Consider the following 17,856-nt stretch of genomic DNA (forward strand, 5'->3'; position numbering starts at 1 on the left):
GGTGATAAGTTCGGCAATTGTGAGCCGCGCAACGTCAGTCAGCCTGTCCCTGCAAGCACGCGCCCAGCGCCCGGCGATGAAGGCGCTCGGCCTGCTACCGCGTGGTGTGCTCGCCGCGCTCACTCGGGCCACCCGAACCAACTCCGACGGCGAGAGCCTCGCTCCCGAGATGGCGGTCATCGCGGCGGCCTCGCGGCACCTTCCGGGTGCGGCACTGCTGAACGGCGACGTCGCGCAGTCGCGGACGATTCTCGACCAGACGTCTGCATCGATGGCGCAGACGTTCCCGCCGTTCGCGATCGAAGAGGATCTGATCATTCCGTCCGCGGACGGTCCGATCCCCGCGACGCGATACCGAGTCAGCGAGTCCGGTGCCCGCGGCCTGATCGTGTTCCTGCATGGCGGAGGGTTCGTCGTGGGAAGTCGAGCCAGCCACGACTCACTGGTCCGGGCGTTGGCGGTCGCGTCTGGTGCCGACGTCCTGTCCGTCGACTACCGTCTCGCACCCGAGCACCAGTTCCCGGCAGCTGTGGACGACTCGGTCGCGGCCTTCCGATATGCCGTTGAGCAGGCGCCGACGTGGGGGCTCGACCCTCGCAGCATCGTCGTCGCGGGCGATTCGGCAGGCGGCAATCTGAGCGCGGTCGTCGCGCAGCAGGTGCGCGACGACGCGGTGCAGCCGTGCCTCCAACTTCTCATCTATCCCGTGACCGACGTGTCGACCAAGCGTGGGTCCATCAAGGAGTTCTCCGAAGGCCTGTTCCTCACCGAGGCGGACATGGAGTTCTTCATCGACACGTACCTTCCGTCACGAGACGACGTGGACGACCCGCGAGCGTCGCCGCTGAAGGGCGAACTGGCAGGACTCCCGCCGGCGTACGTTGTGGTCGCGGGCTTCGATCCGCTGCGAGACGAAGGACTTGATTACGCCGCGGCTCTTGAGAAGGCGGGCGTCGACGTGACGGTGAACCGTGCAGGCGGAATGATCCACGGGTTCGCGAACATGGGGTTGATCAGCCCGACCGCACGCGACGTGGTCGCCGCGATGGCTGCCGCTGCCGCAGCGGCGATGGACTCGGTTTCCTGACCTCTACTGCAAGAATCGCCCGTCTCATCGGCCTACGAGGGCACATTGCCCTCGTAGGCTTGTGAGACGGGCGATCTTCGCAACGCTCAGATGGTGACCTTCACCTTCGGCATGGCTTGCGCGATCACGGCGCCGAAGGCGACGAGGCCGATCATGATCCACATCGCGACGCGGTAGGCGGCGTCGAATCCGGACGACTCCGACACCGTGCTGTACACGGTGCCGATCACCGCGGCGCCCATCGCCACCGTCAGCGCCTGGACCGTGTTGAACACACCGGAGGCCGCGCCCGCCTGCTCGACCGGGACATCGTTGAGAACGAGCAGCCCGGCCGCGCCGACGATCAGTCCGAAACCGAGACCTGCGACTGTCAGAGCGACCGCGAACCAGATTCCCGGGTGGGCGGACCCGTTGGCGACGATCATCGAAGTCATGCCGGTGATCAGTACGGCCGCGCCGGCCTGGAGGACGTGCTTGCCGAACTTGGCCGCGAGCACTGTGGCCGACAGGCCTGCCGCGATCGGGACGGCCAACGAGAACGGGATCCACATGAGGCCGGTGTGCAACACGGACCAGCCCTGAGACAACTGGACGTGCAGGGATTGCACCAGGAAGTAGCCGCCCGTCGGGATCGACAGCGCTGCGAATGCGGCGAGCCCGGAGCGGAACGAGACCGTGCCGAACACCGACGGCGGGACCATGGGCACGGAGCCTGCACGTTCAGCGGCGACCTGACGAGCGCCGAACAGGGCCAGTCCCACCACACCGAGCGCGATCAGGACGAATCCCCATGCGGGCCAGTCGTTCTCAGGACCGAGGGTGATCGGAGCCATGATCGCGGCGAGCGAGCCTCCGAGCAGTGCGACAGAGCCGAGGGTGATCGGCGCCGGACGGTCGGCGTGAGTCTCCGGGATGAAGATTCGAGCGGCGATCACTGCGATGACGGCGATCGGGACGTTGATCAGGAATGCGGGACGCCATGAGAGGTCGAACCAGTCGCCGTTGGTGATCACTGCGCCCAGCACCGGTCCGGTGACTGCGGCGACACCGATGACCGAAGTGAACAGTCCCATGGCGCGGCCGCGTTCGGCCGGCGGGTAGAGGACCTGGATGTTGGTCAGGACCTGCGGAACCATCAATGCGGCTGCGGCGCCCTGGATGAGGCGGAACGTGACGAGCTGGGTCGGATCCGCGGCGAGACCACAGGCGAGGGACGCCGCACCGAAAGCGACGAGTCCGAGAATGAACAGTCGACGCCTGCCGTACCGGTCACCGAGGCGTGCGCCGAGAATCAGTCCGATCGCGTAGGCGAGCGGATAACCTGCGACGATCCACTGCAGAGCGGCAGGGGAGGCCCCGAGGTCTTCTTGCAGAGTGTGGAGTGCGACGTTCACGATCGTCGCGTCCATGAGCTCCATGAACGACGCCGCGAGCAGGCAGATGAGGGCGATCGTGCGCGCTCGTCCACCGATGCTCGGGCCGGAATCGAGGGTCGGCGCGCCGGGCGCCGGGGTGTCTAGGGTGGTGCTCACGAGGTGCTCCTGCCGGTGAGTGGTCTTTCGGTCACCGATGACGTTACGAAGCAATGTGGACAGCATCTGTCCGGTAAGATCGGGGACTATTCCGGTCATTTTCTGTCCGCTACCGGGGTGAGGATCACTGTATGGCCGACACGACGACGCGAACACTCAAGCTGCTTGCGCTCCTGCAGGCACATCGGCTGTGGGCGGCAGCCGAACTCGCTGATCGACTCGACACCACCGAGCGGACCGTGCGTCGCGATGTCGAACGACTCCGCGAACTCGGTTACCCGGTCGAGTCTGTACGCGGCGCAGGTGGCGGCTATCAGCTCGCGCCGGGCGGCTCGCTGCCGCCGTTGGTGGTGGACGAGGGGGAGGCCGTCGCGATCGTTGCGGCGCTGCGGAGTGCGGCGTCGGGCCCTGCCGCTGGATTGGCGGAGGCGTCGGTCCGTGCGTTGGCGAAGGTCATGCAGGTGCTGCCGCCAAAACTTCGACGGCGAGCCGATGCCGTCCGCGCGATGAGCGTGACATTGCCGGGTGAAGCGGAAGTTCCGGTGCTCGATGCGGAGGCCCTGACGACGGTGGCGCTCGCGTGCCGTGACTCGACGGAACTCACTTTCGACTACGCGCCCGCGGCTCGGGACGGGCGGGTGCCCGGGCGCCGTCGTGTGGAGCCGCTTCGTCTGGTTCCGGTGGGACGACGTTGGTACCTGCTCGCGTACGACCTCGACCGCCTCGACTGGCGCACCTTCCGGCTGGACAGGCTCGCCGACGCCAAACCGGAGAAGCGTCGTTTCGGTCCTCGGACGGTCCCCGGCGGGGACGCGGCGGCATACGTCCGGAACAGCTTGCGGGCGGGACGCGATCAGCATGTCGTGAGGCTGCTCGTGCACACCGACGCCGATCTGGTCCGGTCGCGGATCGGTCGTCACGCCGAGGTCGCCGACCACGCTGACGGCGCGGAGGTCACCATGCAGGTGGACGACGCGAGGTGGATCGCCGTCGCCATGGGCGGCCTCGACGCGGACTACGAGTTCATCGAGATCCCGCCCGCCGTGCTGCACGAGTTGCGGGGCCGCAATGCCCGCGAAGCGAGGGCCCTCTACCTCGCCGAACGCTGATCCTTCCTGCTCATCGAGCGGGGCTTTCTCGGCTCATCGAGCGGAGTCGAGGTGTGCCAGATACGCGGCACCTCGCGGTGAGAGTTCGTATCCGACGTCGTGACTGATGGTGAGCCCGAGAGCCTTGAGCTTGCGGATGTCGACCTTCATCGGAAGCAACTCGACCCGACGGAGCGCAGCGAGTTCCTTCGACACCACGCGCGGATTGTCACGGATCCATTCGAGGATCTCCCGGGTCCACGGACCGGTCTCCCGTTTGTCGAGCCGAGCGAGGCGGGCGGTGATGTCGGCGAGTTCGGCATCGGACGGTATCTCCTCGCGAAGTGCGAGGCGTGGGTCCTCGCCTGCCCACTCGAGCGTCACCCGGTAGATCGTGTCGCCGCCCTTTGATCCACGAGGCGAGGGTTTGCGGTTCGGCTTCGGGGCCAGTGCCTTCCGTAGGGCGGCGGCGTCCTTCATGCCTGCGGCGCGCGCCGACCGGTCTGAGATGCGCTCGACGTCGTTCACCCGCACGACTCGGGTGAAGCGGACCAACCCCGCCGACGTGACCTGCGTGGATCCGACTTTCACGCGCGGCTCGTCCCACCTGCGGAACTGGCAGGTGATCCTGCCCTCGCGAATGCCGTCGGCGATCGGCTTGGAGATCATCACGTCTCAACTGTGCCGTACGAGCTGTCCCGAAAACGATGTTCGACGTCGATTCGTGGACACGAATCGATTGCGGAGTCACGCTTCTGTGCCGTGCCGACAGATCAAGTGGGCTCGAATAGTGATCGGTGTCATACATGGAGGAATCGATTTCTCTGTGAACTGAACGAAGGACCTCCATGAGACTGACAACCAGTCGTGCCGTCGCCCTTGTGGGCGGCGCGGCGTTGCTCGCCGGCACGTTGGGCGCGGCGCCCGCGTCGGCGGGCACTAGCACCACGAACTTCACCAACTTCTGCACGGCGAGCTCGATCCTCACGGTCACCAAGGTGGTCCCTGCAGGTGTGACGATCACAGCTCCCGAGACGGTGTCGCCGGGTGAGGAGTTCACCTACCGGGTGCAGCCGATCGCGGGGTCGTATCCGAACTCTGATTCGGGCGCGACGACGACGAACATCTCGCGGTTGAAGGCAGACTTCGCGATCCCCGACAACGCCACGTTCGTGAGTGCCGAGATCGTCGCGGGTACCGGGATCGGCCTCGACAATGTCGCGCCGAACGTGCTCAGGGTCAATGACAGCGGAGCTGTCGACCCCGCGGGGAGCATCCTGCGCCTGTCGGGGAACAACCAGGTGATCGCGAACGGCGCGTCGAACAGCACGAATTCCGAAGGAGGAATCCGTGTTCCCAAGTCGAAGAAGAATCTCGACGGATCGAACAACGCCAACGGTGACACGTGGTACCGGCTGCCGGCTGTCGACGTCACCATGAAGGCGGGTGCGAGTGGCACGATCACACCCACGGTTCGGATCGCGGGCGCAGCCGGGAACAACAACACCGATCAGAACTGGAGCACACAGCTCGCGAAGGCGAGCCTGTTCGGCACGCAGTGGGCTCCTACCAGGTGCAGTCCTCGTGACGCGGCGGGTTCGCCACTGAACGCAGGCGGTGGCCCGCTCGCGACCATCAACATCGAATCGGCCGCTCCGGTCGACGAGGACACGACGACCACGGTGTCAGCTCCGAACACTGCGACCAAGGGCGACGCGGTGACGCTCTCGGCGACCGTCGCGCCCAACCCCGGCGGCGGAACTGTCCAGTTCAAGGTCGACGGCAGCAATGTCGGCTCTGCGATGTCGGTGTCGGGTGGAACGGCCTCGATCCAACACACCTTCAACACCACCGGAAGCCGTCAGGTCACGGCGGTGTTCTCGGGTGCAACTGGTTTCAACGGCTCGACGTCGTCGGCGAAGACGGTGACAGTCTCTGATCCGACGCCGATCGACATCGACACGACCACAACTGTGACGGCTCCGGGCACAGCGACCGCAGGCGATGCGGTGACGTTGTCGGCGTCGGTGTCTCCGACTCCGCTCGGCGGCACGGTGCAGTTCAAGGTCGACGGCGATGCCGTCGGCGCGCCGAAGCCTGTCACTGCGGGCAGCGCGTCGATTCAACACACTTTCGCATCGGCCGGTGCTCACCAGGTCACTGCGGTCTTCTCGGGATCGACCGGTTTCGGTGGATCCACGTCGACGGCCAAGACGGTCACGGTCAGCGATCCGACGCCGGTCGACGAGGACACCACCACGACGGTGTCGGCTCCGTCGACGGCGACGAAGGGTGACGCGGTGACGCTGTCGGCGACGGTCGCACCCAACCCGGGTGGCGGCACAGTGCAGTTCAAGGTCGACGGCACGAACGTCGGCTCACCCGCCTCGGTGACCGGCGGCACTGCGTCGATCCAGCACACCTTCGCCACCACCGGCAGCCGTCAGGTGACCGCGGTGTTCTCCGGGTCGACAGGCTTCAACGGCTCCACCTCGGCGGCCGAGTCGGTCACGGTCAGCGATCCGACGCCGACCGACGAAGACACGACCACGACTGTCACCTCGCCGGGAGCCGCGATCACCGGCGACGCGGTCACGCTGTCGGCGTCGGTGTCTCCGACTCCGAACGGTGGCACCGTGCAGTTCAAGGTCGACGGCACGAACGTCGGCTCGCCCGCCTCGGTGACCGGCGGCACTGCGTCGATCCAGCACACCTTCGCCACTGCGGGCAGCCGCCAGGTGACCGCGGTGTACTCCGGTGCAGCCGGGTTCAACGGCTCCACGTCGGCGGCCAAGACGATCGTCGTCTCTGCACCGGATCCGGGCGACGAGTCCACGACCCTCACGGTGTCGGCGCCGTCGACTGCTCAGAAGGGCGTCGCAGTGGAGCTCAAGGCAGCCCTGACGCCGTCGGGTGTGAACGGCGGAACCGTTCGCTTCCAGGTCGACGGCACCGATGTCGGCAGTCCGGTGACGGTCGTGAACGGGGAGGCGACGCTGCAGCACACGTTCGCCACCGGCGGGAATCACACCGTCACGGCGACGTACAGCGGCACCGACGGATACTCGGGCTCCATCTCGGGACCGAAGATCGTGAAGGTCGACGGTGACGGCGGCACCGACGGCGGCAACGGTTCGCTCGACTTCGGCAGCCTCAGCATGAGTGCGGCCGACGTGATCCGCTCGATCTTCTGATCGCCAACGCACGCACCCCCGCTCGATGAGCGGGGGTGCGTGCGTTTCTGCCTTTGCTCGGGCGCGCCTTGAGCGAGCGCGCTACAAACTGCTCCTTGAGCGAGCGCGCTACCAAACTGCTCCTTGAGCGAGCGCAGCGAGTCGAAAGGCCCGTTCGGTTCGTTGGGACCTTTCGACTCGCAAGCTCGCTCAAGGAGCAGTGGTGGCGCGCTTGCTCAAGGAGACGGTCGCGAGGCTGCTTAAGGAGACGGTCGCGAGCTGCCCAAGGAGCAGGAGCGGCTACGGAGCCCAGGTGCGGGCGCCCTCGGCAGCTTCCTCTGCGGGAGCTGCGGCGCGGTGTGCGCGGTTCACAGCCGAAACGACTGCGCGCAGGCTAGCGGTGGTGATCGACGGCGCGATGCCGACGCCCCACACGATCTCGCCGTCGACTTCGGCTTCCACATAGCAGACGGCGTTGGCGTCGTCGCCTGCAGTCAGTGCGTGCTCGGAGTAGTCGAGGACGCGCACGTCGTAGCCGACGGTGCTCAGAGCGTGGACGAACGCGGCGAGTGGACCGTTGCCTGCGCCGACGATCTCCTTCTCCACGCCGTCGACCTTGACGATCGCCGAGATCTGGTCTTCGCCGCCGTCTTCCTCGGCGGCATCGACGCGCTGCCGGATGCGCTCGAGCGGAGTGATCGGTTCCAGGTACTCCTGCGAGAACACGTCCCACATGGCCTTGGCGTTCACCTCGCCGCCTTCGCCGTCGGTGATCTTCTGGATCTCACGGCTGAACTCGATCTGCAGGCGACGCGGCATGTCCATGCCGTGGTCGGCCTTCATGATGTAGGCGACGCCGCCCTTGCCGGACTGGCTGTTGACGCGGATGACCGCCTCGTAGTTGCGGCCGACGTCCTTGGGGTCGATCGGCAGGTAGGGAACCTGCCACAGGATGTCGTCGACGTCCTTGTCCTGGGCGTCGGCGTCGATCTTCATCTGATCGAGGCCCTTGTTGATGGCGTCCTGGTGGCTGCCGGAGAACGCGGTGTAGACCAGGTCGCCGCCGTAGGGGTGACGCTCGGGGACGTTCAGCTGGTTGCAGTACTCGACGGTGCGACGGATCTCGTCGATGTCTGCGAAGTTGATCTGCGGATCGACTCCGCGGCTGAACATGTTCATGCCCAGGGTGACCAGGCAGACGTTGCCGGTGCGCTCACCGTTGCCGAACAGGCAGCCCTCGATGCGGTCCGCACCTGCCGCGTATCCGAGCTCGGCGGCGGCGACGCCTTCACCGCGATCGTTGTGGGGATGCAAGCTCAGGATGATCGATTCGCGACGTTCGAGGTTGCGGCTCATCCACTCGATGGAGTCGGCGTACACGTTCGGGGTCGCCATCTCGACGGTGGCGGGCAGGTTGATGATCAGTGGCTTGGCCGGGGTGGGCTTGATGACGGCAGAGACGGCGTCGCACACCTCCTTGGCGTAACGCAGTTCGGTGCCGGTGTAGCTCTCCGGGGAGTACTCGTAACGCCAGTTGGTGTCCGGGTACTTCTTCTCCTCCTCCAGGCAGAGCGTGGCGGCGTCGGTGGCGATCTTGGTGATCGCCTCCTTGTCGGCGCGGAACACCACACGACGCTGCAGCACCGAGGTGGAGTTGTAGAAGTGAACGATCACGTTCTGCGCACCGGCACATGCTTCGTACGTGCGGGTGATCAGTTCGCCGCGCGCCTGGGTCAGCACCTGGATGGTGACGTCGTCGGGGATCGCTCCGTCTTCGATGATCTCGCGAACGAAGTCGAAGTCGGTCTGACTGGCCGACGGGAAACCGACCTCGATCTCCTTGTAGCCCATGCGGACCAGGAGATCGAACATGCGGCGCTTGCGTGCCGGGCTCATCGGGTCGATCAGCGCCTGGTTGCCGTCGCGCAGGTCGACGGCGCACCACATCGGGGCGCGGTCGATCACCTTGTCGGGCCAGGTGCGGTCGGGCAGCGAGATCTGCTCTACCTCGTCGGCGAAGCTGCGGTAGCGGTGGACCGGCATCGCGGAGTTGCGCTGCGGATTCCAGCTCGGCTGGCCGTCGGGGATGGGGCCGGACGGCTCGACGATGCGGCTCGGTCCGGAAGTGAAAGCGTCAGCTGGTGCCATTTTCGGTCAATCTCCTACTGAAATAAGGATGGGGTTGACCGGCGCGTGAAGAGGCCCCGCGACGGAGGGCCGGTCGGATCAGACCCCGCCGCGGCAACCGAGAAGGAGTGCACGCTGCATGTCGCCAGGATAGCACTCGCAAGTCGGTCGCTAGTTTCGGTCAGTGGACGCCGTGTTGAATGCGGATGGATCCGCGCATGACCACCATGACGACCACCGAGAGTGCGGCGAGCAGGACGCCACCGGCGATCGCAGCCGCGTGCAGTCCGTCGACGAAAGCGGCGCGGGCCGCATCGGCCGCGGGGCCGGTCGTTCCGTGGATGTGAAGCGTCTCGCCGAGGGAGTCGGCGAACCCGTGGCCGTCGTCCTTCGAGAGGAACACGGCCGTCGCGAGCGAACCGAGCAGGGCCAGGCCGAGCGCAGTACCGAGCTCGAAGCTGGTCTCGGACAGGCCTGATGCCGCTCCCGACTTCTCTGGTGGAGCCGACCCCACGACCACGTCGGTGACCAGCGAGAACTGGATGCCGAATCCGACGCCGGCGAGTGCCGTGAGGACCAGGAAGATCCACAGTGCGCTCGTCTCGGTGAGTGCGACAAGTCCGATGGTGGCGACCGCTGCGATCAGGACCGACCCGGCGAGTGCGACGCGGACCCCGACCTTCCTGGTCAGCCGGTCCGCGTACACCGAGAAGAAGGCGACGGTGATGGCCATGGGGATGCCGGCCAGCGCAGCCTCGAGCACGTCGAAGCCGAGGACCGACTGCAGGTACAGGTTGGTGAGATATGCCAGACCGCCCTGCGTCATCATGCCGACGAGTGCGATGGCGAGGGACGCGCTGATCGTCGCATTCTTGAACAGACTGAGTGTGAGCAGCGGCGACGGTGTCCGATTCTCGTGCACGAGGAAGGCGACCAGCATCACGATGCCGAACACTCCCGCGCCGATCGTCGGTGCGGAGACGCCCTCGGCGGCGAGCGCCTTGACCGCGTAGACGGCCGGCAGGATGCCGAGCAGGGACAGCACGACGCCGACGAAGTCGAAAGGCTCGGTGTGATCGGCGCGGAACTCCGGCAGCAGCGACGGCGCCGCCAAGAACAGGACTGCGAGCACCGGCACGTTGATCAGGAACACCACTCCCCACCAGTAGTGGTGCAGGAGGACGCCGCCGATCACGGGGCCGATCGCGGCACCGCCCGCGAACGCCGCGGTCCACACGCCGATCGCACGTGCGCGTTGCCGGGCGAGCGGGAACATGTTGGCGATCAGCGAGAGGCTGGCCGGCATGAGGGTGGCCCCGCCGATGCCCATGAGGGCACGCGCCGCGATGAGGAATCCGGCGCTTGGAGCGAACGCGGCCATCACCGAGGCGATGCCGAACACTGCGGCGCCGGCCAGAAGGATGCGTCGTCGGCCGATGCGGTCGCCGATGTTGCCCATCGTGATCAGCAGGCCGGCGATCATGAATCCGTAGATGTCGAGGATCCAGAGTTGTTGTGTCGCAGACGGTCCCACCGAGTCGATGATCGTCGGCATGGCGAGATAGAGGACTGAGAAGTCCATCGAGACGAGCAGCACTGGGAGCTGCAGAACGATGAGGCCGAACCACGTTCGACGGGTGGCGGCCTGACCGGCGGCGGGCGCAGACATGCGAGTTCTCTTCCGGGTTGCGGGAGACGGGTAGGCGTCGAGGTTCCGGGGTAGTGGAAGAACGCCAGGTCCAAGGGTACGTCCCCGGCCAGGGAAAACCATCTCTCAACTTGCTCACAGAAAAGTCTTTCAATAAAGCCTCTAGTGTTATATGTTTTCTCGCATGATTCAGATCACATCAGCTCCGCGATGTGACCCACAAGCAATGTGAGGGAGTGGCGATGAACGACGAGAAGCCGGAGGCGAAGGTGGCGGTCCGCCTACGTCAGGTCTGCAAGAAGTTCGGCGACATGACCGCCGTCGACGCCCTCGACCTCGACATCCGTGACGGGGAGTTCTTTTCGATGCTCGGACCGTCGGGCTCCGGCAAGACGACGGTGCTGCGACTCATCGGCGGGTTCGAACTGCCGACGTCGGGGACCATCGAGCTCCACGGCGAGGACGTGACCGACAAGGCCCCGTTCGAGCGGAACGTCAACACGGTGTTCCAGGACTACGCGCTCTTCCCCCACATGAGCGTGCTGGACAACGTCGCCTACGGCCTGCGGGTGCGAAAGGTCGGCCGCGCGGAACGACGCGAACGCGCACGGGCGGCGCTCGACCGCGTGCAGTTGGGCAAACTCGCCGGCCGGAAGCCCGAGCAGCTGTCGGGCGGTCAGCGGCAGCGTGTCGCGATAGCCCGAGCGCTCGTCGTCGAACCTCGAGTGCTGCTGCTCGACGAGCCGCTCGGCGCTCTCGACCTCAAGCTGCGACGCGAAATGCAGGTGGAACTCAAGGAACTACAGCGTTCCGTCGGGATCACCTTCATCTTCGTGACCCACGACCAGGAAGAGGCGCTCACGATGAGCGACCGCGTTGGAGTGTTCAACGACGGCGCCCTGCAGCAGGTCGACACTCCGCGGGGGCTGTACACGCGCCCGAACAGTCGGTTCGTCGCCGACTTCGTCGGGACGTCGAACCTGTTCACCGCGAAGGCCGCCACCCAACGGTACGGCCGGGACATCGAGTTCACGCTGCGTCCGGAGCAGATCGTCTTCGGTGAGCAGGCCGGGGCCGGCCGAAGCTCCGGCTCCGGCGAGGTGATGTCGGTGGCTTACCTCGGCGCCACCACCCACGTCACCGTTCGGCTCGACGACGGCACGGAGATCGTGGCGCTGCATCCGGGCGGCGGAGACGGCATCCAACCGGGTCAGGCGGTGACGGTGTCGTGGTCCGACACCGATGTCGTCTGGCTCCCCGACAACGCGGCGTAGTCGCGACCGCACCGAGTTTCTCCAATCGAAAGGAACATCATGAAGTTCAGTAAGAGGGCGCTCGCGGTGGCGAGTGCCGCCGCCGCGCTCGCCATGACGGTCGCCGCGTGTGGAGCCGACGGCGGCTCCGGCCGGTCGACCGACAAGATGACGGCACTCGGCGACGGTGAGGGCAAGGTCTCGATCCTCGCGTGGCCCGGCTACGTCGAAGACGGCAGCAACGATCCGAACGCCAACTGGGTCAAGCCGTTCGAAGAGCAGACCGGCTGCATGGTCGAGTTCAAGCCCTTCGGAACGTCCGACGAGGCGCTCACGCTGATGCGGTCGGGACAGTACGACGTGGTCTCTGCCTCCGGAGACGCGTCGCTGCGCCTCATCGAAGGCGGCGACGTGGATCCGATCAACACGGACCTCCTGACGAACTACAAGGACGTGTTCCCGTTCCTCAAGAACAAGCCGTGGAACACGGTCGACGGTGTGAACTACGGCGTGCCGCACGGTTGGGGCGCCAACCTGCTGATGTACCGCACCGACATCGTTCAACCGGCGCCCACGTCGTGGAAGGCGGTGTTCGAGGACGCACCGAAGCACAAGGGCAAGGTGACCGCATACGACTCGCCGATCTACATCGCCGACGCCGCGATGTACTTGATGGCGCACAAGCCCGAACTCGGCATCAAGAACCCGTACGCGCTTGATCAGACCCAGTTCGACGCAGCCGTCGCCCTCCTCAAGGAGCAGCGACCCAACGTCGGCGAATACTGGAGCGACATCACCAAGTCGGTTCAGGCGTTCGGCAACGGCTCCAGCGTGGTCGGCACCACCTGGCAGGTCGGCGCGAACATCGCCAAGGGCAACAACACGCCGGTCGAGACAGTGCTGCCGTCCGAAGGAGCGACCGGTTGGTCGGACACCTGGATGGTCAGCTCGAAGTCGGAGCGGAAGAACTGCGCGTACAAGTGGCTCGACTACATCGTCTCTCCTAAGGCCAACGCGCAGGTCGCCGAGTACTTCGGCGAATCGCCCGCCAACCCGAAGGCGTGTGAGCTGACGACCGACAAGAAGCACTGCGACACCTACCATTCCGGCGACGCCGACTACGCGTCGAAGATCTGGTACTGGACCACGCCTGTCGCCGCGTGCCTCGACGGACGCACCGATGTGAAGTGCATCGACTACTCCGAGTGGACGAAGGCCTGGCTCGAAATCAAGGGCTGACCCGACCGGTGACCGCGCAGTGAGTCGAAGCGTCTCGCCGGCGCGGTCACCGCCTCCACGGCTCTTCATCGTCACCACTGATCATCAACTGAGGACTTCTCGATGACTACGACTTCCCACACGGACGCACCGGTGCGGCCACGTCCGCTGTCGGCGCTGCTGAACCGCATGCCTCGACTGCGTCTGGCCGGGCTCCTGATCCTGCCGACCGGGTGGCTCGCGCTGATCTACGTGCTCGCACTGATCCTGCTGCTGGTGACATCGCTGTGGACGGTCGACACGTTCACCGGCGCGATCTCGCAAGAGTGGACGTTCGACAACATCAAAGCGGTCCTCACCGAGTCGATCTATCAGAAGGTCGCGCTGCGCACGGTGTTCGTCGCCCTCGCAGTGACCGTCATCGATGTGATCCTCGCTCTTCCGATCGCGTTCTTCATCGCGAAGGTCGCGCCGCAGCGCTGGCAGAAGCTGCTGGTCGCCGCCGTTCTGATGCCGCTCTGGGCCAGCTACCTCGTGAAGGTCTACGCCTGGCGAAACATCCTCGCCGACGGCGGGCTGTTCTCGTGGCTCGCGAAGCCGCTCGGGATCGACAGTCCCGGCTACAGCCTGACGGCCGTGGTCATCACGCTGTCGTACGTGTGGCTCCCGTACATGATCCTGCCGATCCACGCAGGCTTCGAACGGATTCCCAGCTCCCTCCTGGAGGCGTCGGGTGACCTCGGCGCCAAGCCGGGATCGACAATCCGCTGGGTGATCCTGCCGCTGCTCAAACCGGCGATCATCGCGGGCACCATCTTCACCTTCTCCCTGTCGCTCGGCGACTACATCACCGTCCAGATCGTCGGCGGCACCACGCAGATGCTGGGCAATGTCGTGTACGCCAACGTCGGCGGCGCCAACAACCTCCCACTCGCGGCCGCGGTGTCGCTGGTGCCGATCGTCATCGTCTTCGCCTATCTGCTGCTGGTCCGACGCACCGGCGCACTGAAGAACGTCTAGCAGGAGCTGATCGATATGAGACTGTCCACGTCTGCCCGCTGGGTGCTCGGTGTCCTCACCTCTCTCGTCCTCGCGTTCATCTACGTTCCGCTCGGGCTCGTCCTGATCAACTCGTTCAACGCCGACAAGGCGTTCGGTTGGCCGCCCACCGGCTTCACTCTCGAATGGTGGAAGCGTGCCGCGCAGAATCAGGCTGTGCTCGACGCCGTGTGGGTGTCGGTGAAGGTCGCGTTGGCCTCGACGGCGATCGCGCTCGTGCTCGGCACTCTGCTCGCCATGGCACTGCAGCGGTACTCGTTCTTCGGCAAGAGCTCGGTGAACCTGCTGGCGATCCTGCCGATCGCGCTCCCAGGCATCGTCACCGGCATCGCGTTGAACAACCTGTTCACGACAGTCCTCGGCGTGCCTCTGTCGATGTGGACGGTGATCATCGCGCATGCGACATTCTGCATGGTCACCGTGTTGAACAACGCGCAGGCGCGACTTCAGCAGATGAGTTCGCGGTTGGAGGAGGCCTCGGCCGACCTCGGTGCGGGTGTCTTCCAGACGTTCTGGAACGTGACCCTGCCGCAGTTGCGCTCCGCGCTTCTGGCAGGCGGCCTGCTGTCATTCGCGCTGAGCTTCGACGAGATCATCGTCACCACGTTCACGCTCGGTTCCGGCGAACAGACGCTGCCCGTGTGGATCCTGCAGAACCTGTTCCGCCCGATCCAGGCGCCGATCGTCAACGTGGTCGCAGTGGTCCTGATCGTCGTCTCGGTGATCCCGATCTGGTTGGCCCAGCGGCTCTCCGGTCAGCAGGCGACCGCTCGCTGATGCCGCCCCAAAAATTCACTCGCGCCCGGTGACCACCGCTCCCGGGCGCGAGTGATCCATGTCTGCGGAAAGACTCAGACGACGACCGCCAGTCCGTGGTTCAGCGGCCACGTCGTGCGGTCGGTGGTGACGAAGTCGCCCGGAAGCTCGGCCGGCGACGCGGTGACGATCGCGCGTCCTTCGGCATTGACCAGCGCGGCGTCGGGACCCAGGGCGGCGAGTTCGCGATAGAGGATCTTCTCCAAGTCGGCGACTGTCACGTCGATGCCCGCGACGGACGTGGTCGTCGGAGCTCCGGGCCACGTGACGGGGCACGTGTAGGTGAGCGCGAACTCGTCGGTGCACAGCATGTCGATGTACGGTCCGGTCACCGTGAGCCGTCCGGTGGTGACCGGGCCCTGGTACCAGTCGGCGTCCAGGTAGCGGTTGGCCGCGGTCATCGAGAGATTGGCCAGGGCGTCGACACGATCCACGGACTCGCCTTGCCACCACGCCATGAAGCTGCCACCTGACGGAAGCAACCCCGACGCGGCCACGAAGCCGCCTCCCGCGACGTTGGCGTCCGGATCGGCGAGCATCACTTCCACATCGGGTTTGACGATGCGGTCGACGGCGGTGGCCGACAGCGCGCCACGATGTGCGGCGAACTTTCGGCCCAACTGCACAGACCATTCCTGGACGCGTTCGGCGAACGAGTCCATGGTCGCGGCGATGGCCACGACTTCTCTCGGTCGGTCCGCCGATCGGCTCATTCCGACCCCTCCCTTCACATCAGTTCAGCGCGCCTCGTGAGGAGCCACGTGGTGTTCGCGGCGATGAGCCCGCGCATCGTCGACGCTGCGCTGGACTCGTCACGTGCCTCAAGGCGATCAGTCAGATCGTTTCTCAACCCGGCCACCTGGTGCCGGTAGTCGGAGTCCTCATTGGGCAGAAGCGTGAGGACTCCGTACTCCGACTGCACGGACATCAGAGCACGGGAGAGGCGTGCGATGCGCGCGATCGTCGCGACTTCGACGATGAACTCCGTCTCGACCTGCCGCCAGGCGACCGACAAGTCGGAAACTTCGGGATCGATGACCGTGATGGCGCGAAGCGCCACGACGTCGGCGGCGCCCGCACGGCGAGCTGCGGCCCGTGCACACCCGACGGCGAGCGCCTCGAAATGGGCGGCCATCTCGGCGATCTCGAGCCGTGTCAGGTCGCGGAGGCGGTCTTCTGCACGGGCGGTCGACGGTGCCAGCGCCGGTGAGATGAAACTTCCGCCGGTGCGTCCACGGGTGGTCACGACGACTTTTTCGGAACGCAGACGGGACAGGGCCTCGCGGATCGTCAGCGCGGAGACTCCGAGTGCAGCCGCGAACTCCGCTTCATTCGGGAGACGCTGGCCCGGCTGCAGAAGCCCGGACTCCGCGGCGTCGAGAATCCGGTCGGTGATCTGATCGACCAGCGAACCGGAGCGAAGAGGGCGGAACACTGCCGACGCACTGCGGATCGGCGCAGTGCTCATCGGAGTCTCCTCGGTTCGGCGTGTGTCCCGAGTGTACCGATGGTCGGATCAGGCCGGATGCGGTTGTCTGGCTCGCGAGGTTCAATCGTCGGTACGGGCCCCGTCGGGCAGCCGACCAGCGTCACGTAGCGCGGCGACGATCCGCGCTGACGCGTGCACACGGCCCCCGTGCGGTGATGTCGGGTCGTGGCCGCTCAGTTCGGCGGCTTTCATCAGGCGATAGCCGACAGTGTTTCGGTGGACGTTCAGCATGCGTGCGGCGGCGAGCTGATTGCCTGCGCAATCGAGATACACCGCGACGGTCTCGGCGAGGACCGGGGCGGCGCTCAAGGCGTCGACCACATCGAGCAACCGTGCGTGCAGAGCAGTCTGGGTGGCGACCAGGTACGGGAACAGCACGTCGCCCACATGCGCAGGTCCGTCGCCGTCGCCGAACAGCGTCGTCAGATCCGCCAGCAGCCGGGCCTGGCGTAGAGCGGTCGGAATCGACCGCCGGGGCATCGGATCGCTCACTCCGCCGACGAACCGGTTCGGACGTGCACCGACGCCCGGGGGAGTGCCGGATCGCCGCAGCGCATCGCACACAACGACTGGCCCCGCGTCGTCGTGTGCGGGGAAAAGCGCGACGAGGCCCTCCGCGTGTCCGGCGACGAGAACCTCGCCGGAGGAGTCGTCGCGCAGGTGGTAGGCGATCGCCCTCAGATCAGTGGTCTCCGTCGGCCGCGCACGCACGAACGCCACTCGGTAGCGGTCGGTGAGGGGCACTTGCCGAAGATCGGTCTCCGCAGGCTCGCGCCCATCGATGAGGGCCTGCGCAACGGCCTGCCGCGTGAGCTCTCGATCGTTCGCCGACCCGTGCCGGTCTCCGCAGGCGTCGGCGATTCGTGAGGTCACAGCCATGAGGTACCTCATCAGGGACGACGCTGACTCGAGGAGGACCGCCGTCTCCTGAGGGTCGGCGTCGGCGATGATCGCGGTCCATATGAGATCCGCGCCCGCCTGATAGGTTGCGACGATCTCACCGGCCGCTACACCGTCAGCGTGGCGCTGCACGGCGATCGCGACGATCGGAGCCATCTCCGCCTCTGTCGGTTGCACTCCGGTCACGAGGGTTCGGACGAACAGGTCCACGTTGAGATGCACGCCGGCGACGACTTCGCGTTCGACCATCGACGTGGGAGCACGTTCGTAGCGCGGCAGGTCGGTGGAGAAGCCGCTGATCACAGCCCGTGCGCGCTTATGGAGCCGGGCGACGGCTGCTTCGCGCACGGCGGGAGTCATCGATGGGGACATACCAGAACACTAGGGCGATCCACGCCAGTCCGTGTGAACAAACTGCACAATAGGGTTGGGCGAGATTTCTAAGAAATGCTCATTGTTCAGCCTG

Annotated in this window: 14 protein-coding genes; 7 read left to right on the plus strand and 7 right to left on the minus strand. The window is 65.9% G+C overall.

What is annotated here, in order from left to right:
- The first annotated feature begins 19 nt into the window (after positions 1-19).
- Complete coding sequence (locus WFK36_RS19320; RefSeq protein ID WP_336793621.1) at positions 20-1,087, plus strand: alpha/beta hydrolase; 1,068 nt, start codon at positions 20-22, stop codon at positions 1,085-1,087.
- A gap of 86 nt (positions 1,088-1,173) precedes the next feature.
- On the opposite strand, the gene WFK36_RS19325 is transcribed toward WFK36_RS19320, so the two are convergent.
- Positions 1,174-2,718 (minus strand): MFS transporter, encoded by a 1,545-nt coding sequence (locus WFK36_RS19325; protein WP_336793623.1) that lies wholly within the window; start codon positions 2,716-2,718, stop codon positions 1,174-1,176.
- 32 nt (positions 2,719-2,750) lie between these two features.
- Here WFK36_RS19325 and WFK36_RS19330 point away from each other — a divergent pair, with 32 nt between their 5' ends.
- On the plus strand, positions 2,751-3,728 hold the full coding sequence (locus WFK36_RS19330; RefSeq protein WP_336793625.1) for a helix-turn-helix transcriptional regulator: 978 nt from the start codon (positions 2,751-2,753) through the stop codon (positions 3,726-3,728).
- A 33-nt stretch (positions 3,729-3,761) separates the two neighbouring features.
- Here WFK36_RS19330 and WFK36_RS19335 read toward each other — a convergent pair whose 3' ends face one another.
- Positions 3,762-4,376: an ASCH domain-containing protein gene (locus WFK36_RS19335; RefSeq protein WP_008377257.1), complete on the minus strand. Its 615-nt coding sequence runs from the start codon at positions 4,374-4,376 to the stop codon at positions 3,762-3,764.
- A 179-nt stretch (positions 4,377-4,555) separates the two neighbouring features.
- Between WFK36_RS19335 and WFK36_RS19340 the strand changes: the two genes are divergently transcribed.
- Positions 4,556-6,901, plus strand: a complete 2,346-nt coding sequence (locus WFK36_RS19340) for a beta strand repeat-containing protein (RefSeq protein ID WP_336793627.1) — start codon at positions 4,556-4,558, stop codon at positions 6,899-6,901.
- Between the two features lie 279 nt (positions 6,902-7,180).
- Here WFK36_RS19340 and leuA read toward each other — a convergent pair whose 3' ends face one another.
- Entirely contained in the window at positions 7,181-9,028 is a 1,848-nt protein-coding gene (gene leuA, locus WFK36_RS19345) for a 2-isopropylmalate synthase (protein WP_336793628.1), read from the minus strand.
- A gap of 160 nt (positions 9,029-9,188) precedes the next feature.
- Positions 9,189-10,676 (minus strand): MFS transporter, encoded by a 1,488-nt coding sequence (locus tag WFK36_RS19350; protein ID WP_336793630.1) that lies wholly within the window; start codon positions 10,674-10,676, stop codon positions 9,189-9,191.
- 221 nt (positions 10,677-10,897) lie between these two features.
- On the opposite strand from WFK36_RS19350, the gene WFK36_RS19355 reads away from it, so the two are divergent.
- The 4 genes from WFK36_RS19355 to WFK36_RS19370 all read left to right on the plus strand — a co-directional run bounded on the left by WFK36_RS19355 (position 10,898) and on the right by WFK36_RS19370 (position 14,962).
- Positions 10,898-11,929 carry an ABC transporter ATP-binding protein gene (locus WFK36_RS19355; RefSeq protein ID WP_336793632.1) on the plus strand — a complete coding sequence of 344 codons (1,032 nt, stop codon included), beginning with the start codon at positions 10,898-10,900 and terminating at the stop codon, positions 11,927-11,929.
- Positions 11,930-11,968: 39 nt separating this feature from the next.
- Entirely contained in the window at positions 11,969-13,147 is a 1,179-nt protein-coding gene (locus tag WFK36_RS19360; RefSeq protein ID WP_008377265.1) for an ABC transporter substrate-binding protein, read from the plus strand.
- A 102-nt stretch (positions 13,148-13,249) separates the two neighbouring features.
- Positions 13,250-14,146, plus strand: a complete 897-nt coding sequence (locus WFK36_RS19365; RefSeq protein WP_336793633.1) for an ABC transporter permease — start codon at positions 13,250-13,252, stop codon at positions 14,144-14,146.
- A gap of 15 nt (positions 14,147-14,161) precedes the next feature.
- Complete coding sequence (locus WFK36_RS19370; protein ID WP_336793634.1) at positions 14,162-14,962, plus strand: ABC transporter permease; 801 nt, start codon at positions 14,162-14,164, stop codon at positions 14,960-14,962.
- A 74-nt stretch (positions 14,963-15,036) separates the two neighbouring features.
- On the opposite strand, the gene WFK36_RS19375 is transcribed toward WFK36_RS19370, so the two are convergent.
- From WFK36_RS19375 to WFK36_RS19385, 3 genes are all read right to left on the minus strand, one after another.
- On the minus strand, positions 15,037-15,714 hold the full coding sequence (locus WFK36_RS19375; RefSeq protein WP_336793636.1) for a PDC sensor domain-containing protein: 678 nt from the start codon (positions 15,712-15,714) through the stop codon (positions 15,037-15,039).
- A 14-nt stretch (positions 15,715-15,728) separates the two neighbouring features.
- On the minus strand, positions 15,729-16,469 hold the full coding sequence (locus WFK36_RS19380) for a FadR/GntR family transcriptional regulator (protein ID WP_336793637.1): 741 nt from the start codon (positions 16,467-16,469) through the stop codon (positions 15,729-15,731).
- An 81-nt stretch (positions 16,470-16,550) separates the two neighbouring features.
- A complete protein-coding gene (locus WFK36_RS19385) occupies positions 16,551-17,762 on the minus strand; it encodes a PucR family transcriptional regulator (protein ID WP_336793639.1) in 1,212 nt (403 codons plus the stop codon).
- Positions 17,763-17,856 lie beyond the last annotated feature (94 nt).

The organism is Gordonia malaquae, assembly GCF_037148075.1.
Lineage (GTDB): Bacteria > Actinomycetota > Actinomycetes > Mycobacteriales > Mycobacteriaceae > Gordonia > Gordonia malaquae.

Coding starts and splice junctions, on each gene's coding strand:
- WFK36_RS19325 (WP_336793623.1), bottom strand. CDS start 2,718: ATGACCGGAATAGTCCCCGATCTTACCGGACAGATGCTGTCCACATTG.
- WFK36_RS19330 (WP_336793625.1), top strand. CDS start 2,751: ATGGCCGACACGACGACGCGAACACTCAAGCTGCTTGCGCTCCTGCAG.
- WFK36_RS19335 (WP_008377257.1), bottom strand. CDS start 4,376: ATGATCTCCAAGCCGATCGCCGACGGCATTCGCGAGGGCAGGATCACC.
- WFK36_RS19340 (WP_336793627.1), top strand. CDS start 4,556: ATGAGACTGACAACCAGTCGTGCCGTCGCCCTTGTGGGCGGCGCGGCG.
- leuA (WP_336793628.1), bottom strand. CDS start 9,028: ATGGCACCAGCTGACGCTTTCACTTCCGGACCGAGCCGCATCGTCGAG.
- WFK36_RS19350 (WP_336793630.1), bottom strand. CDS start 10,676: ATGTCTGCGCCCGCCGCCGGTCAGGCCGCCACCCGTCGAACGTGGTTC.
- WFK36_RS19355 (WP_336793632.1), top strand. CDS start 10,898: ATGAACGACGAGAAGCCGGAGGCGAAGGTGGCGGTCCGCCTACGTCAG.
- WFK36_RS19360 (WP_008377265.1), top strand. CDS start 11,969: ATGAAGTTCAGTAAGAGGGCGCTCGCGGTGGCGAGTGCCGCCGCCGCG.
- WFK36_RS19365 (WP_336793633.1), top strand. CDS start 13,250: ATGACTACGACTTCCCACACGGACGCACCGGTGCGGCCACGTCCGCTG.
- WFK36_RS19370 (WP_336793634.1), top strand. CDS start 14,162: ATGAGACTGTCCACGTCTGCCCGCTGGGTGCTCGGTGTCCTCACCTCT.
- WFK36_RS19375 (WP_336793636.1), bottom strand. CDS start 15,714: ATGAGCCGATCGGCGGACCGACCGAGAGAAGTCGTGGCCATCGCCGCG.
- WFK36_RS19380 (WP_336793637.1), bottom strand. CDS start 16,469: ATGAGCACTGCGCCGATCCGCAGTGCGTCGGCAGTGTTCCGCCCTCTT.
- WFK36_RS19385 (WP_336793639.1), bottom strand. CDS start 17,762: ATGTCCCCATCGATGACTCCCGCCGTGCGCGAAGCAGCCGTCGCCCGG.